Annotated in this window: 14 protein-coding genes; 3 read left to right on the top strand and 11 right to left on the bottom strand. The window is 70.7% G+C overall.

Annotated elements, in window-relative coordinates:
• Window positions 1-15: 15 nt before the first annotated feature.
• From ACX28W_RS16395 to ACX28W_RS16385, 3 genes are all read right to left on the bottom strand, one after another.
• Window positions 16-1,599: a TROVE domain-containing protein gene (locus ACX28W_RS16395; protein WP_458999687.1), complete on the bottom strand. Its 1,584-nt coding sequence runs from the start codon at window positions 1,597-1,599 to the stop codon at window positions 16-18.
• Between the two features lie 479 nt (window positions 1,600-2,078).
• Window positions 2,079-3,527, bottom strand: coding sequence for an alkaline phosphatase PhoX (locus ACX28W_RS16390; protein WP_458999686.1), 1,449 nt, complete (start codon window positions 3,525-3,527; stop codon window positions 2,079-2,081).
• A gap of 242 nt (window positions 3,528-3,769) precedes the next feature.
• Complete coding sequence (locus tag ACX28W_RS16385; protein ID WP_458999685.1) at window positions 3,770-5,242, bottom strand: hypothetical protein; 1,473 nt, start codon at window positions 5,240-5,242, stop codon at window positions 3,770-3,772.
• 358 nt (window positions 5,243-5,600) lie between these two features.
• On the opposite strand from ACX28W_RS16385, the gene ACX28W_RS16380 reads away from it, so the two are divergent.
• Entirely contained in the window at window positions 5,601-7,427 is a 1,827-nt protein-coding gene (locus ACX28W_RS16380; RefSeq protein WP_458999684.1) for an endonuclease/exonuclease/phosphatase family protein, read from the top strand.
• Between the two features lie 202 nt (window positions 7,428-7,629).
• Here the strand turns inward: ACX28W_RS16380 and ACX28W_RS16375 are convergent, their stop codons facing one another.
• The gene (locus ACX28W_RS16375) at window positions 7,630-8,292 is read right to left on the bottom strand and encodes a hypothetical protein (protein ID WP_458999683.1); all 663 of its coding nucleotides are present in this window, start codon (window positions 8,290-8,292) and stop codon (window positions 7,630-7,632) included.
• Window positions 8,289-8,423, bottom strand: a complete 135-nt coding sequence (locus ACX28W_RS16370) for a hypothetical protein (RefSeq protein WP_458999682.1) — start codon at window positions 8,421-8,423, stop codon at window positions 8,289-8,291. Before ACX28W_RS16370 ends, ACX28W_RS16375 begins: the two co-directional genes overlap by 4 nt.
• Window positions 8,424-8,587: 164 nt before the next feature.
• Here ACX28W_RS16370 and dapA point away from each other — a divergent pair, with 164 nt between their 5' ends.
• A complete protein-coding gene (gene dapA, locus ACX28W_RS16365; RefSeq protein ID WP_458999681.1) occupies window positions 8,588-9,490 on the top strand; it encodes a 4-hydroxy-tetrahydrodipicolinate synthase in 903 nt (300 codons plus the stop codon).
• Here the strand turns inward: dapA and ACX28W_RS16360 are convergent, their stop codons facing one another.
• Both ACX28W_RS16360 and ACX28W_RS16355 read right to left on the bottom strand, forming a co-directional pair.
• Window positions 9,491-10,699 (bottom strand): WD40 repeat domain-containing protein, encoded by a 1,209-nt coding sequence (locus ACX28W_RS16360; protein WP_458999680.1) that lies wholly within the window; start codon window positions 10,697-10,699, stop codon window positions 9,491-9,493.
• On the bottom strand, window positions 10,696-11,256 hold the full coding sequence (locus ACX28W_RS16355; protein WP_458999679.1) for a SigE family RNA polymerase sigma factor: 561 nt from the start codon (window positions 11,254-11,256) through the stop codon (window positions 10,696-10,698). The genes ACX28W_RS16360 and ACX28W_RS16355 overlap by 4 nt, the downstream gene beginning before the upstream one ends.
• Window positions 11,257-11,380: 124 nt before the next feature.
• Between ACX28W_RS16355 and ACX28W_RS16350 the strand changes: the two genes are divergently transcribed.
• Complete coding sequence (locus tag ACX28W_RS16350; protein WP_458999678.1) at window positions 11,381-11,890, top strand: hypothetical protein; 510 nt, start codon at window positions 11,381-11,383, stop codon at window positions 11,888-11,890.
• A 56-nt stretch (window positions 11,891-11,946) separates the two neighbouring features.
• On the opposite strand, the gene ACX28W_RS16345 is transcribed toward ACX28W_RS16350, so the two are convergent.
• From ACX28W_RS16345 to ACX28W_RS16330, 4 genes are all read right to left on the bottom strand, one after another.
• Window positions 11,947-12,171: a hypothetical protein gene (locus ACX28W_RS16345; protein WP_458999677.1), complete on the bottom strand. Its 225-nt coding sequence runs from the start codon at window positions 12,169-12,171 to the stop codon at window positions 11,947-11,949.
• 138 nt (window positions 12,172-12,309) lie between these two features.
• A complete protein-coding gene (gene dapD, locus ACX28W_RS16340; protein ID WP_458999676.1) occupies window positions 12,310-13,299 on the bottom strand; it encodes a 2,3,4,5-tetrahydropyridine-2,6-dicarboxylate N-succinyltransferase in 990 nt (329 codons plus the stop codon).
• A gap of 97 nt (window positions 13,300-13,396) precedes the next feature.
• Window positions 13,397-14,308: a CU044_5270 family protein gene (locus ACX28W_RS16335; RefSeq protein WP_458999675.1), complete on the bottom strand. Its 912-nt coding sequence runs from the start codon at window positions 14,306-14,308 to the stop codon at window positions 13,397-13,399.
• A 2-nt stretch (window positions 14,309-14,310) separates the two neighbouring features.
• Window positions 14,311-14,907 (bottom strand): RNA polymerase sigma factor, encoded by a 597-nt coding sequence (locus ACX28W_RS16330; protein ID WP_458999674.1) that lies wholly within the window; start codon window positions 14,905-14,907, stop codon window positions 14,311-14,313.
• Window positions 14,908-14,974 lie beyond the last annotated feature (67 nt).

Here is a 14,974-nt window from a genome sequence, read left to right as displayed (position 1 = left end):
GGGTCACGTCTCGGCTCAGGCAACCCAGGGCCAGTCGGCGTCCCGTGCCCCCTCCAACAGCGGGACCATCCGGAACGCCGCGTCCGAGAGCCCGCCGAACGTGTGCCGGTCGGCCTTCCCGGACGGGCCGTGGCCCGCCCGGTACCCGGCCAGGTTCCAGGTGTAGACCGGGATCCGCGCCGGGACCTGCTCGGTCGGGTCGCCGTGGTGGCTGTACGTGGCCTGCTCGTCGGTGACGATCAGCACCCGGTCGTGCTTCTTGTAGTGCGCGCGCACCGCCTCGCTCGTGTCGGTGCCGCCGAGGTCGCCGAAGCGCTCGAGGATCTTGAGTACCGACTCGCCGCGGCGGAACTGCACGCGGTTGCTGCTCGTCCCGAACTCGACGAGATCCGCGTCCGCCGCCCGCAGCGCGAGCGCCGTGCCGAAGATCGCCGCCGCGTCCGCCCTGGTGAGCTCGGAGCGGTCGGACAGCCGCGAGTAGAACATCGAGCCGGAACGGTCGACGAGGACCAGCGTCCGTCCGGGCAGCGCGGGCACATTGGCCAGCGAGTGACCGAGCGCCTGCTCCAGCGGGTACGACCAGCGCAGCGAGGGCGCGTGCTGGTACGCGGCGAGATAGCGGAACGGGAACTGGCGCGAGCGCGCCACCTCGGCCGGGTCGCTGATCTTGGCGGCGATCCGCGCCGCCACCTCGTCACTGACCCCCGCCTCGTCAAAATTCCGCAGGTTACGGACCAACGCCATCGCGCTCATGGACGGGATCACGGCCTCCCAGGCCGCCTTGTCCATCGGGCCCTGCAGCCAGCCGGCCAGCGCCTCCCAGGTCATGCCCGCGTCCGCCAGGCGCTGCGCGCCGTGCGCCCCGGTCACGACCTTGCGCCGCTTGGCGGGCCGCAGTGCCATCAGGTCACGGTGAGCGGCGAGCACGGGCAGCGACTTGGGGACCACTGCCGTGTCCGGGTGGTGCCGCCGGTCCAGCGCGTACTGGAACAGGTCTCCCTGCCACGGCTTGTCGGGATCCGGCGCCGCGTGCACCAGATTGAGGATGTCGCCGAAGCGGTACCCCTTGGACGCGGTGTCGTACTTCAGCAGCGACTTGCCGCTGTAGAGACGTCGTACGGCGTCGGCGATGCCCCGCTTGACGGGCTTGGGCACGTTGCGGCCGTACCGGGAGGTCCAGTACGCGAGCAGCTCGCCGGGCTCGTCCGGGCGTCGGAGCACGGAGTCGATGACCTGGCGGTTGGCCGGGCCGTCGGTGGCGCCCGCGTCGAGGCGTGCCTTCACGTACTCGGCGGAGCCCACGATGGAGGCCGTACGCAGATTGCCCTCGCCGCGCAGCCAGCCGAGCAGGCCGGCCGTCCAGGACGGGTCGGCGACGGCGAGCTCGCGCACGAGCGCGGCGAACCGGTCGTCGCGGTCCTGACCGGACTCGTAGAAGGTGTTCTGCGAAACGAAGTTCGCCATCGACAGCAGGAAGAGCTCGGAGCGTGCGTCGCGCTCCTGGCCTCGGCCGCCCTGGTGCGTCCGCAGGACGCGGCCGGTCGAGGTGACGCGCGAAGTGCCCTGCGTCTTCGTGGCCTTGGTGTTGAATCGCGCCATGGTGAATTCCCCCGAATTCATGGGTGTTTCGGAGGGAGGCGCAGCAAATGGAGGGTGCCCGAGTTCAGGGGTCGGCGACGGACTTTGCCAGATGCTCTACCGAATTGAGCTACACCGACCCGAAGTCGATGACGGGACTCGAACCCGCAACCGTCCGATCCAATGAAGTAACCGTTGCCTGCGCACCGGGCACCCACCATGAGCTGCGCCTCCCGAGATCAAGTCGGCGGCGGCGTGGATTCTTTGAGAGAGAAGTAGCCGCAGCCTGCGCACCGGGAGGTGCATGAAGTTGTGGTGTCCAGAGTTCAGGTCGGCGGAACCGACGTAGGTGCTCTAACCCCTGAGCTACACCGGCGCGTTGTACCGGTGGCGGGACTCGAACCCGCGGCCGCCCCATTATCAGTGGAAGTAGGTCCTGCCTTCGCACCTGGACATGCATCACTTTAGGAGGGCGGGCGCGGGTCGAGCCATCGAATTAATCAGCCGCGCTTCTGGCGCTTCCAGGGCCCGGTGATCGCGAGCATGATGCCCGGCACCTGGATGTTGGCGAAGAGGGTTTTTCCGTCGGGCGAGAAGGTGACACCGGTGAACTCGCTGTACTCCGGCTCCGCTTCGGTGCCGATGTTCAGTTCGTTGCGGGCGATCGGGTACGTGCGGCCGCTGTCGGTGGCGCCGAACAGGTGCTGGATGCCCTCGCCGTCCTCGGCGATGACGAGACCGCCGTACGGGGAGACGGTGATGTTGTCGGGGCCGTCGTAAGGGCCGTCGACGGACGGATCGGGGTTCACGCCGATCAGGACCTTCAGCGTCAGGGTGCGGCGCTTGGGGTCGTAGAACCAGACGGCACCGTCGTGCGCCTGCCCGGGGCTCTCCGTTCGGGCGTACGAGGAGACGATGTACGTGCCGCCGTCGCCCCACCACATGCCTTCGAGCTTGCGGGCGCGGGTGACCTCACCGTCGGCGAACTGCTTGCGCACCGGCGTGGTCTTGGCGTCCCGGTCGGGGACGTCCACCCAGTCGACGCCGTACACCGTGCCGATCTTGGTGGCGCGGGAGAGGTCGTCGACGAACTTGCCGCCGGAGTCGAAGCACTTGAAGGCCTGCAACGCGCCCGCGTCGTCGGCGAGGGTGTCGAGCTGACCATGGCCGTGCTCGAAGCCCTGCGGCGGGGTCCAGCGGTACAGCAGCCCGTTCGGGCCCGAAGCGTCCTCGGTGAGGTAAGCCCGGCCGCGCTTGGGGTCGATGACGACGGCCTCGTGGGCGTACCGGCCCAGCGCCTTGATGGGCTTGGGGTTCCTGTTGGCGCGGCGGTCCTTGGGGTCGACCTCGAAGACGTAGCCGTGGTCCTTGGTCATGCCGTTCTGGCCGGCCTTGTCCTCGGTCTCCTCGCAGGTCAGCCAGGTGTCCCAAGGGGTGCTGCCGCCCGCGCAGTTGGTCGACGTGCCCGCGATGCCGACCCATTCCGCGACGTGGCCGTGGCGCACCTCGACGACCGTGCAGCCGCCGGACGCGGCGGGGTCGTAGACGAGGCCCTCGGTGAGCGGCACGGGGTAGGGCCACTTGGAGCGGGCGCCGCTGAGCTCGTGGTTGTTGACGAGCAGCGTCGCGCCGCGCGGGCCGTCGAAGGTGGCCGTGCCGTCGTGGTTGGACGGCGTGAATTCGCCGGACTCCAGCTTGGTCTTGCCGCTGTAGGTGATGACGCGGTAGGAGAATCCGGCGGGCAGCGCGAGCAGGCCCTTCGGGTCGGGGATCAGCGGTCCGTAGCCGACCCCGCCGTGCCGGTCCGCCGACTCGTCGCCCACGCTCTCGGTGTCGGTGGAGGCGAGGGCGTTCGGGGCGGTGGCCAGGGCGCCGACACTTCCGGCCAGGGCGACACCGGCACCGGTGAGCGCGGTTCGACTGGCGAAGTCCCTGCGGGTGAGCGACATGCATGTCTCCCGTGACGGTGGAGGATGACCGTGGAGGGTTGCGGACGGCGTTGCGGCCACACGCTCCCGCCCGCGCCTGAACGAGAGTTGAACGTCGGCCGACTTCGGGAGACAGCGTTCCATGAATCCGCCACGACGGCGCCGAAGCTCCGCCGTTCGCGGTCACGTCGGCGCCCCTACCCCTCCTCCAGATCCGGCCCCGCCCTGACCCCGCAGCTGATGCCTGGGCCCGGGCCCCGGATTCACCCCCCTTGCTGCGAGCGTGCCTTGAACGCCGCCTTACGGGCCTCCTTGGCGACCTTCTTGTCGGGATGCAGTCGCCCCATCGCCTCGAGGACGTCCGGCGTGGCCGGGTGGTCGACCCGCCACGCCCTGGCGAAGAAACCGCTGTGCTGCTGGGCCAGGCCCTCCACGAGCCCCTGCAACTCCTCGGAGTTGCCCTCGGCGGCGAGCTGCGCGGCGAGTGTGTCGATGGTGAGCCAGAAGACCATCGCCTCGGACGGCGGGGGCACGTCGGCGGCACCGTGCTCGGAGAGCCAGACTCGGGCGAGTCCGCCCAGCTCGGCGTCGTCGAGGACGTCGCGGAGCGCGGGCTCGGCCTCCATGCCGACGAGGTTGAGCGCCTGCTGACAGCTGAGGCGCCGAAGGGGTGCCCCGGCGTCGCCACCACGGGCCGCGGCGAGCAACTCCCGTGCTGCGGCGAGGGGTTCGCGCCGGGCGAGCCACTCCTCCGTCTCGGCCCGTGCCGCGGTGGGCGGGTAGGTGAAGGTGCGGTCCAGCAGCGCGTCCGCGCCCTTGTCCGCCAGATCTCCCACCGCGGGAGCGGTAAGGCCGGCTTCCAGCAGCCGCGCCCGCAGCCCGTACTGGCCGAGCGGTGTCAGCCGTACCATCCCGTACCGCGACACGTCCATGTCGTCGGGGGAAGCCGTCGGCTCCTCGTCGGTGTCCGCCATCAACGCCTCGTCGACCGGCTGGAAGTCGACGAGCCCGACGGGTTCCAGCAGCCGGAACTGGTCGTCGAGCCGCATCATCGCGTCCGACACCTGCTCGAGCACGTCGTTCGTGGGCTCCCCCATGCCATCGGGCACGATCATCGACGCGGCCAGAGCGGGCAGCGGCACCGGCCCTTCACCCGCCCCGCCCTCGCTCACCGTCAGCAGATACAGGTTGCCGAGCACCCCGTCGAGGAACTCGGCCTCGGCCTCGGGGTCCCAGTCCAGCGAGGAGAAGTCGATCTCCCCACCGTGATCCATCCCGCCGTCACCCGTCCCGCCATCGACCGTCCCGCCCTCGCTCATCGCACCGACGAGATCATCGAGATCGGGCACGCTCGCATCGGCCAGCACCGTCTCCAGCGCGCTGAGCCACACCCCGAGGACGTCCCGCGGCCCTCCGGAGGTGAGCAGCGCGAGGTCCGGGCCCGCGGCGACCGTGCCCTCCTCCTCGTCCACGATCTCGACGAGCCGGGTGTCGACGGCCACCAGCCAGGCCTCACTGGCGAAGGCCGCCGCGTCGTCGCCCGTGAGCCCGAGTTCGAGAGCCGCCCCGGCCAGCTGTTCCTCGACGAGTTCGCCCCCCGGACCGACCCGTGTGTCCGGGCCGGCCCAGCGGGCCAGTCGCGCGGCGCGGGACAGCAGCGGCGTGGCGAGCGCGTCCCGCGCCAGCTCCGCTTCGGAGTGCAGCCGCACCGGCGGAAAGGGGGAGCTGTCTGACATCGGCTGGGTTCTCCTCCGAACAAACGCGACAAAAACAGCAAAAACAGCAAACGCAACAAGCACAAGCCCGAAGACCGCTCCCGGACCCGAAGATCCGGACGCCGCCCCGGAAAACCGCGTCGGCGACTCAGCCTAGACGGATTTCCACCCATGCCGCCCGGTTCATGTCCCTGTCAGGTTCCGTACGTCACTGAAACCTTGACAACTCCCCTGCCCACACACGAGATTGACGCGCGTAGAAGTCGAATCGGCACACGCCCCCTCAGCCTCTACGCGCGTCACCGGCCCGCACACAGGTCGCGCCCCCCACTGCTCCACCCTCGTCCCGGCGCTCATGTACGTCCCCGGAGGGATTCCCTTGCCGAGCAAGAGAACCGCGCGCATCGGCGCGCTGACCGTAGCCGCGGTCTGTTCCACCGTCTCCGCCGTGGTGCTCACCACACCCGCCCACGCGGACACCGTCCACATCCATGACATCCAGGGCACCACCCGGACGTCCCCGCTCGCGGGCCAGGCGGTCGCGGACGTGGCGGGCATCGTCACGGGCGTGCGCACCTACGGATCGTCCAGGGGCTTCTGGATCCAGGACCTCGCCCCGGACGACAACCCGGCCACCAGTGAGGGCGTCTTCGTCTTCACCAGCTCCGCGCCGAAGGTCGCCGTCGGTGACTCGGTCACCGTCTCCGGCACGGTCTCGGAGTATGTGCCGGGCGGTGCCTCCAGCGGCAACCAGGCGCTGACGGAGATCGTCAGGCCGACGGTGACGGTGCTGTCGTCCGGCAACACGGTCCCCGCGGCCACCGTCGTCAACAGCCGCTCCGTGCCGAGCACCTACACCCCGGCCGGTGACACCGCCGCGAACGGCTCGATCAACGGTCTCACCCTGGAGCCGAAGAAGTACGCCCTGGACTACTACGAGTCCCTGGAGGGCATGAACGTCCAGGTCGCCGACACCCGCGTGGTCGGCGCCACCGACCCGTACACCGAGCTGTGGGTCACGGTGAAGCCGCATGAGAACACCAACCGCCGCGGCGGCACGGTGTACGGCTCGTACACCTCGCAGAACACCGGCCGGCTGCAGATCCAGTCCCTCGGCGCGGTCGCGGACTTCCCGACCGCGAACGTCGGCGACGAGCTCAAGGGCGCCACGGCCGGCCCGCTGGACTACAACCAGTTCGGCGGCTACACGCTCGTCGCGAACCAGATCGGCACCCTGGAGAAGGGCGGTCTGGAGCGCGAGACGACCCGCAAGCAGGCGCGCGGCGAGCTGGCCGTGGCGACGTACAACGTCGAGAACCTGGACCCGGGCGACGCCACCTTTGCCGCCCACGCGTCCGCGATCGTGAACAACCTTCAGTCGCCCGACATCCTGTCCTTGGAGGAGATCCAGGACAACAACGGCGCGACGAACAACGGCACGATCGCCGCCGACCAGACGGTGCAGGAGCTGATCGACGCGATCGTGGCCGCGGGCGGACCGACGTACGACTGGCGCTCCATCGACCCGGTCAACAACGCCGACGGCGGCGAGCCCGGCGGCAACATCCGTCAGGTGTTCCTCTTCAACCCGGAGCGGGTCTCGTTCACCGACCGCGCGGGCGGCGACGCGACGACCGCCGTCGGTGTCACCAAGGTGCGCGGCAAGGCGGCGCTGACGGCCTCGCCGGGCCGGATCGACCCGGCGAACACCGCGTGGGCCAACAGCCGCAAGCCGCTGGCCGGCGAGTTCGTCTTCCGCGGCAAGACGGTCTTCGTGATCGCCAACCACCTCAACTCGAAGGGCGGCGACCAGGGACTGACGGCGCAGTACCAGCCCCCGTCGCGCAGCTCGGAGACCCAGCGTCACCTGCAGGCGACGGCGATCAACTCCTTCGTCGACGACATCCTGAAGACGCAGAAGAACGCCGACGTCATCACCCTCGGCGACATCAACGACTTCGAGTTCTCGGACACCACCAAGGTCCTCGAAGGTGACGGCGAGCTCTGGCCGGCGATCAAGTCGCTGCCGAAGAGTGAGCGGTACACGTACGACTACCAGGGCAACAGCCAGGTTCTCGACCAGATCCTGATCAGCCCGTCGATTCGCAAGGACTGCGACTTCGACTACGACAGCGTGCACATCAACTCGGAGTTCTCCGACCAGATCAGCGACCACGACCCGCAGGTGCTGCGGTTCAGGCCGTAGCCCTGTAGCGGGAAGAGCCCGGCCCCGTCGTCCGGGGGGCCGGGCTCTTCGCCTGCCTGCGTACGGGGATCGGCGAGTTCGGGGTGGGTGGCGGTACAACGGGTCATGGCGGTCTCCGCCAGCCGGCACGGCACGCACTGCGCGCACCGCCGCCCTCCGACCTCAACCATGCGTCCACGGACGGACGGGGAATCCGACCCGGCTACCCCGGCCCCCCGTGCCCGTCCAGGCGTGCCAACCGGGTCTGGAACCAGTCGAGCCGGGCCTGCAACAAGGCGGCCTCGGCAACCAGTTCGGACACCCCGAGGTCGACCGGCGGGGTGATGACACCGCTCCCGGCACGTGCTCGCAGCCCCTCCCCCGCCAGCCGCGCGAAGGAGGCGAGCGACAAGGACGTACGACCGCGTACGCATCCCGCGCAGGCCGCCGCCAGGCCGCGCCAGCCGGGCCGCCCCCAGCCCGCGTCCGCGAGCGCGGCAGCGACGGCGCCGCACTCGCACGGGCCGAACGTCGCGGTCCGCACGCGCTGGCGGGCGTACCGGAAGCCCTGCTCGAAACGGATGTACGCGCCGAGGACGGAGACCTCCAGGAGGGCGGCCGCCCGGTACTCGGCGGTACACAGCATCGCCTCCGCCGTGGCGCGCTCGTGCACGCAGTGGAAGCCGCAGTCGCAGCGGCGGTGCGGCACCCGGTGCCGCAGCCCGTAGACACAGCGGGCCTCGTCCAGCACTCCGTACGGCTGCGCGCCGCCCAGCGAAACGCCGGTGAACCCGGCCCGGGTGCCGTCCTGGGACAGCACCGGGTGGGCGATCTTGTATCCGGTCGGCGGCTCCGTCGGGCGTTCCTCGGGGAGCCGCAGTCTCATCGGGCGACCGGGACCTCTTCGGGCACGGACGCTTCCCACTCCTCCGCTTCCTCGGGCAGTTGGAGATCCTCTTCGTACGCGTGAGCCTGCTCTTCCGCGACTCCGGTGGCGAGTGCCTTACCCAGCCTCATGACGCCTCCCGCGATCTGCCGACGACTCCGTCCTCGCCATGGTGACGCATGAGGGGCCCTCTTGGCACCAGGGCCTCCGCAGGCCTCACCTCGTAGCATCCCTACTCTTAACCTCGTAGAAGAATTAAGTGGAGCTTCACAGTGAAGGTGTCGACACTACTCGTATGACGACCTCAGACACCGGTACCCCGCCCTTCGGCCGCGCCCTCTGCGCGATGGTCACGCCCTTCACCGAGGAGGGCGTGCTGGACCTCGACGCCGCGCAGCGGCTCGCCGACCGGCTGGTGTCCGAGGGCTGCGACGGGCTGGTGCTGTCCGGGACGACGGGCGAGTCGCCGACCACCACGGACGCCGAGAAGTCGGCGCTCGTCCGGGCCGTGCGCGAGGCCGTCGGGGAGCGGGCGTCGATCGTGGCGGGCGTGGGCACCTTCGACACCCGGCACACGGTCGAGCTGGCCCTGGAGGCCGAAAAGGCAGGCGCGGACGGCGTGTTGGTGGTCACGCCGTACTACAGCAAGCCCCCGCAGGACGCGCTGGAGGCACACTTCCGGGAGGTCGCCGACACCTCCGGGCTGCCGCTCGCGCTGTACGACATCCCGGGCCGCACCGGCACGCGCATCGAGCCGGAGACCATGATCCGGCTCGCCGAGCATCCCAGGATCGTGGCGGTCAAGGACTGCTCCTATGACCTCCTCGGCACCCAGAAGGTCCTCTCCCGCACGGACTTGGCTTACTACGCGGGCTGCGACGAGCACATTCTCGCGCTGTACGCGGTGGGCGCCGCCGGTTACGTCAGCACGGTCGCGAACGTGGTCCCGGCTCAACTCCGGGCGATCCTGGATGCGTTCGAGGCGGGCGACACGGCCGAGGCGGCCCGCCGGCAGCAACGGACCATCCCGCTGATCGAATTGATGATGTCGGCGGGCCTGCCCGGCACGGTCACGGCGAAGGGGCTGCTCGGCCGGCTGGGCCTGCCCGCGGGCCCGGTCCGCGCGCCGCTGCGGCCCGCCGACCGCCGGACGGTCGACGGGCTGCTGGCCGCGTACGAGCAGCTGACGGCCGCCTGATCAGCGCCCGGCGAAGACCGGCGTCCAGCGCCCGGCGGCGCCGTCCTCGCCGCCGCGGAAGCCGCTCAGCGGCACCTTCTTGTCGCTGCCCAGGGTGACGACCACGAGCCGGTTGTGGAACTCGTTCGAGCCCGGCGTGATGTCCCAGGCGATCAGGCGCTTGTTGTCGACCCAGGCGAGCAGCTTCTGCCCGTGCACGGTGGTGATCCGCTTGCCGGTGGCGGGGTCCAGGATCTCGGAGGCGGTGGTCTTCTTCCCGCCCGCGAAGTCGCCCGCGGCGAGCCTGCCGTCCGGGGACAGCCGTGCGTCGACGTACCAGAGCAGGTGCTTCTCGTTGTCGGGCGTCGCGACCTCGTTGCCCTGGAAGTCGTAGAAGCGCTGGCCGGGTTCCATGGTGAGCCCGGTGTAGACCGCCCTGCCGTCGCGGCTGAAGCCGAAGTCCTGGCGGTCATTGAGGCCACTGCCGTCGCCGGACGGAACCTTGCTCCACGACATCGTGCCGGATGCGACGTCCACGACGTAGAAGCCGGTCCGGCCCGGCTCCTGGTAGTTCGGCCAGCGGCTGGACTGGTTGCCCGACAGCGTGACATGCAGGTCGGGGTTCTTCTTGTAGGTCGTCGCGACGAGTTTGCGGCCGTCGGGCGAGAACGCGACCGCTCCGACGGTGTGATCGACCGGAATCCAGCGCTCCACCTTGCCGGTGAGCAGGTTGAGCAGGCCGATCCGCTGGGCGGGCAGGCTCCGCTCCAGGACGGCGGCGGTCCGCAGGCCGGGGGCGACCGCGACGAAGGACCACTTCGTCGTCTTCTCGTACGTGTGCGTCCGCGCGTCGAGGAGCCAGTACGTGCGGACGTCGATGCGACGGTTGGCCGACTGCTTGACGCTCGTGGTGGTGTAGTACGCGGCCAGCGCGACCGGCCCGGCCGCAATCAGGTCGCGCGGTGGGGTCTGGCCGGGGTGGGCAGTGATGTCGTTCTCGTTCAGGACGTTCGCCGGGCGCACATCGTCCTTGCCGGTGTCCAGCAGGGGCACCGCCACGGCGACGGCGACGGCGACGGCGGTGGCGGTGGCCACAGCGACGGAGGCGATCGTACGGGTCCGGCGGCGCCGTCGGACGGCCAGCACGCGGTCGGCAAAGTCCACGGGCGGCGGCGCCAGATCCGCGACCTGCTCGTGGAAGGAGTTACGGACGAGGTCGTCGACGTTCACGGGCGGACCTCCAGGGGGGAGAAGTCACGGGAAGACTGCTGCTCGTCGTCGCCCCGGCCGAGCGCGGCCAGTTCGGGAGCGAGGGCGCGCAGCCGGGCGAGCGAGCGGTGGGTGGTGGACCGTACGGTGCCGACGGAGCAGCCGAGGAACCGGGCCACGTCGGCCTCCGGCAGATCCTCGAAGTAGCGCAGGACGAGCACGGTGCGCTGCCGGGCGGTGAGCCGGGCGAGCGCCCCGCGCATCACCACGCGCAACTCGGCGGCGGACGAGGCGTCCGCGTCGTGGAACGCGCCCTCTGGCGGCTCGGCGACGGTCAGCTCCCGTCGGGGCCACTTCAGCCGCCAGCGGCTCACCTGCTGCCGGTACAGGATCTGTCGTACGTACGCCTCGGGTTCGTCGATCCGGTGCCACCGTCCCGCGGCCTTGATCAGGGCGTTCTGCAGCAGGTCCTCGGCGGCGTGCCGGTCCCCTCCGCTGAGCAGCACGGCCGTCTTCAGCAGCGCGGACGACCGGTTCGCGACGAACTCCCGGAAGTTCTCCTGCGCTTGGGCATCCATCGTCACCTTCTCTTCCCCGGCGGCCCCTGTGATCCGCCCCTGTGCCCTTGGTGACGCGCGCGCCGACCCCCCGCTATGCCCCCGGGCCTGAAATTCTTCCGCCCTCCTGCCTTACCGTGGCCGTGTGAGCAGACCCCTGCTGTTCCTCGACGTCGACGGCCCCCTCAACCCGTACGCGGCCCAGCCGGAGCGCCGGCCCGAGGGCTACACGACGATCCGGGTGGCCGTGGACCCCGGCAGGCCCCTGCGCGTCTGGCTCCACCCCGACCACGGCCGGGCCCTCCTCGAACTCGGCTACGACCTGTGCTGGGCCAGCACCTGGATGGACGCCGCGAACGTCCATATCGCCCCCGTCATCGGCCTCCCCGAGCTGCCGTACGTCGACTTCACGGGCGCCCTGTTCGCCGACCGGCCCGACGGGGTGCACTGGAAGACGGAGCGGATCGTGGCATACGCGCGGAACCGCCCCTTCGCCTGGGTGGACGACGAGCTGAGCCCGGCCGACTACGCGTACGTGGCCGCTCGCCATCCCACGCCCGCCCTGCTCCATTTCGTCAGTCCCCGGCTGGGCCTGCGCGAGGGCGACTTCACACGGCTGGCGGATTTCGCCGCGGCTGTGGTGGCGGAGCGGTAGCACGGCCAAAGCCGAACGCCCTCCCGCGGGAGGCGGGAGGGCGTCGAAGCGGCGGGTCAGTCCCAGAGGTACCCGTCACCGAACAGCAGGAAGTGCTCCAGCACGTCCTCCATCGGGTCGTCGACCTGGCCGGTGTTGATCAGCCCGACCCGGGGGCCGTTGTGCGAGGCCGTGTTGGTCTCGTCGGCGTGCGCGGTCGCGGCGGGGAGCCCGCACACCACCGCCGCGGTGACCGCCCCGGTCAGCCAACGCGCCCCGATCCTCGCCCGCTTGTTCGTCATTGCTCAGCCCCTCGTCTCACGGTTCGGCATCTGATCGGACGCTGTGTCCACCCGTTCATCTGCCTAACCCGCGCGCAGGTCACGGCGAGTAACCCGTACGTGATCTTCGGGGCCGTCGTACGTACCCGTACGGGTGCGTCAGTTGTGGCTGTGCAGCACCTCGTTCAGCCCACCCCACACCGCATTGTTCGGACGCGCCTCCACCGTTCCGGTGACCGAGTTGCGGCGGAAGAGGATGTTGGACGCGCCGGACAGCTCGCGGGCCTTGACGATCTGGCCGTCGGGCATGGTCACGCGGGTGCCCGCGGTGACGTACAGGCCCGCCTCGACCACGCATTCGTCGCCGAGGGCGATGCCGACGCCGGCCTCGGCGCCGATGAGGCAGCGCTCGCCGATGGTGATGCGGACGTTGCCGCCGCCGGACAGCGTGCCCATGGTGGAGGCGCCGCCGCCGATGTCGGAGCCGTCGCCGACCACGACACCGGCCGAGATCCGGCCCTCGACCATGGACGTGCCGAGGGTGCCCGCGTTGAAGTTCACGAAGCCCTCGTGCATGACGGTGGTGCCCTCGGCGAGGTGCGCACCGAGCCGGACGCGGTCGGCGTCGGCGATCCGGACGCCCTTGGGAGCGACGTAGTCCGTCATGCGCGGGAACTTGTCGATGGACGTCACCTGGAGGTGCAGCCCCTCGGCGCGGGCGTTCAGCCGCACCGTCTCGACATCGTCGACGGCGACCGGGCCGAGCGAGGTCCAGGCGACGTTGGCGAGGTGGCCGAAGATGCCGTCCAGGCTCTGGCCGTGCGGCTTGACCAGGCGGTGCGAGAGCAGGTGCAGACGCAGGTAGGCGTCGTGCGCGTCGAGCGGCTTGTCGTCCAGCGAGGCGATGACCGTACGAACCGCGACCACTTCGACGCCACGACGTGCGTCCGGGCCGATGGCCTTCGCCGCGCCCTCGCCGAGCAGCTCGACGGCCCGCTCGGCGGACAGCCGCTCGGTGCCGGCCGGGCCGGGCTCGGCGGACAGCTCGGGAGCGGGGAACCAGGTGTCGAGGACGGTGCCGTCGGCCGTGAGGGTGGCGAGGCCGGCGGCGACGGCGCCGGTGGTGCGAGTAGCAGTCGTGTCGGTCATGAGGAAAACCTAACTTGGCACAGGCCGCGCGGGCGAACCGGTGCGCCCGGCATCTCACGTGCCGGGCGCCTCGCACGTGCCGGGCGCACCGGACGGCTCAGGGCCGCTCGCCCTTCTTGTCCACCACCGCCAGGGCCAGCTGGGCACCGCTGATGACGACGTCGCCCTTCTTCTGGTCGGGACCGTCGCTCCGGGCCACGAACCGGAACCCGCTGTAGAGGTAGGTGCTCGGGTCGAGGAGCAGTTCCTGCCGGTCCGCGGTCGGGTCGTCGCCCTTCAGGTACAGCGCGATGGCGTCCCGCCCGGCCACGTCCTGGACCTGCGCGGCCCGCACGCCGGGGATGGTGGCCAGGGCCCGGTAGATCTTGGCGAGCCCTTGTGGGTCGTACGCGTAGGCGCGGCTGAGAACCACGGTGAGGGCCCGGTACTCGTGTTCCGTACGGGCCTCGGAGACGTCGGTGGCGTAGAAGAAGGCGCGTGCCTTCGCCCGTACCTTCGCCGGGTCCTCCGGCAGGCTCTTGAGGAACTCGTACTCCTCCCTGGGCGAGTGGTCGTCGCCCGCCTGGCCGTTCTCCATGGCCGGATGCGCATATTTCGTCCAGTCCTCGCTGGTCTGCGGTCCCGGCCGCTCCTCATCCGTCATGTTCGTCTCGACGGTCTTCTCGTAGATCCACTGTCCGTCGTGCGCGGTGACCGCGGGGCGGGCGGCGATCGCGTCCGCGGCGTCGTTCAGCAGGGTCTTGGCGCTGCCCAGCTCGAGGGTGTAGCCCGGTCCGGCTCCCGGCTGCGCACCGTCGGGTCCGCCCATCACCTGCGTACCGATCAGTGCGGCCGCCGTGACCGCGGCCGCCGCCCCCACCACGGCGAGCCGTCGGCTTGCCCACGGCCTGCGGATGCGGGTGCCGCGGACCGCCTCCCGCAGCAGCCGTTCCCGTCCGGTCACCAGTTCCGCGCGCCCCGCGGCCGGGGCCTCGGCGCGCAGCTCACGGACCGCCGTCATCTCGTCCATGGTCAGACCACCTCCGTGGCGTCCAGTGTGAATGCGGGGTCGGCGCCGAGCGCCGAACGGACCTTGCGGCGGGCGCGGTTGAGCCGGGAGCGGACGGTGCCGACGGGGATGCCGAGCGCCTCGGCGACCTCGACGTACGTCAGGTCCGCCCAGGCCACCAGCAGCAGGACGTGCCGGTCGCCCGTGGACAGGGCGGCCAGCGCACCGGCCAGCGGGGCGTGCGCCGTCTGCGCGGTGACCCGGTCGTCGGCACGCTCGGACCAGGACTCGGCGACCGGGTCGTGACCGGTTCGGGCCAGCGCCCGCAGGGCCCGCACCTCGGCGCGGCGCTGCTTGCCGATGAGGTTGCCCGCGATGCCGTAGAGCCACGGGCGGGCATGGGGGCGGTCCGTGTCGTAGCGGGCGCGGGTGCGGAAGGCGATGAGGAAGGTCTCCGCGGTGATGTCGTCGGCGGCACCCGTCCCGAGGCGGCGCGCGGCGTAGCGGTGGATGTCCGGGGCGTAGCGGTCGTAGAGGCTCGCGAAGCGTTCCGGTTCGTCCAGCGATCGGGCGACGACCTCGGCGTCCTGGGACACCTCGGGGTCTGGCGGTCCGGTCACGTGGGTGGCCTCCGTGGGCGTGGTCGGGGTGAGCATGTCACCCGCTGTTCCCCGATGTCGCGAAGAG

It is taken from the genome of Streptomyces sp. SD15, from assembly GCF_054462255.1.
The sequence above is the reverse complement of the archived record's forward strand: the minus strand, read 5'-3'. Positions and strand labels throughout refer to the sequence as shown.

Coding starts and splice junctions, on each gene's coding strand:
- ACX28W_RS16395 (WP_458999687.1), bottom strand. CDS start 1,599: ATGGCGCGATTCAACACCAAGGCCACGAAGACGCAGGGCACTTCGCGC.
- ACX28W_RS16390 (WP_458999686.1), bottom strand. CDS start 3,527: ATGTCGCTCACCCGCAGGGACTTCGCCAGTCGAACCGCGCTCACCGGT.
- ACX28W_RS16385 (WP_458999685.1), bottom strand. CDS start 5,242: ATGTCAGACAGCTCCCCCTTTCCGCCGGTGCGGCTGCACTCCGAAGCG.
- ACX28W_RS16375 (WP_458999683.1), bottom strand. CDS start 8,292: ATGAGACTGCGGCTCCCCGAGGAACGCCCGACGGAGCCGCCGACCGGA.
- ACX28W_RS16370 (WP_458999682.1), bottom strand. CDS start 8,423: ATGAGGCTGGGTAAGGCACTCGCCACCGGAGTCGCGGAAGAGCAGGCT.
- dapA (WP_458999681.1), top strand. CDS start 8,588: ATGACGACCTCAGACACCGGTACCCCGCCCTTCGGCCGCGCCCTCTGC.
- ACX28W_RS16355 (WP_458999679.1), bottom strand. CDS start 11,256: ATGGATGCCCAAGCGCAGGAGAACTTCCGGGAGTTCGTCGCGAACCGG.
- ACX28W_RS16345 (WP_458999677.1), bottom strand. CDS start 12,171: ATGACGAACAAGCGGGCGAGGATCGGGGCGCGTTGGCTGACCGGGGCG.
- dapD (WP_458999676.1), bottom strand. CDS start 13,299: ATGACCGACACGACTGCTACTCGCACCACCGGCGCCGTCGCCGCCGGC.
- ACX28W_RS16335 (WP_458999675.1), bottom strand. CDS start 14,308: ATGGACGAGATGACGGCGGTCCGTGAGCTGCGCGCCGAGGCCCCGGCC.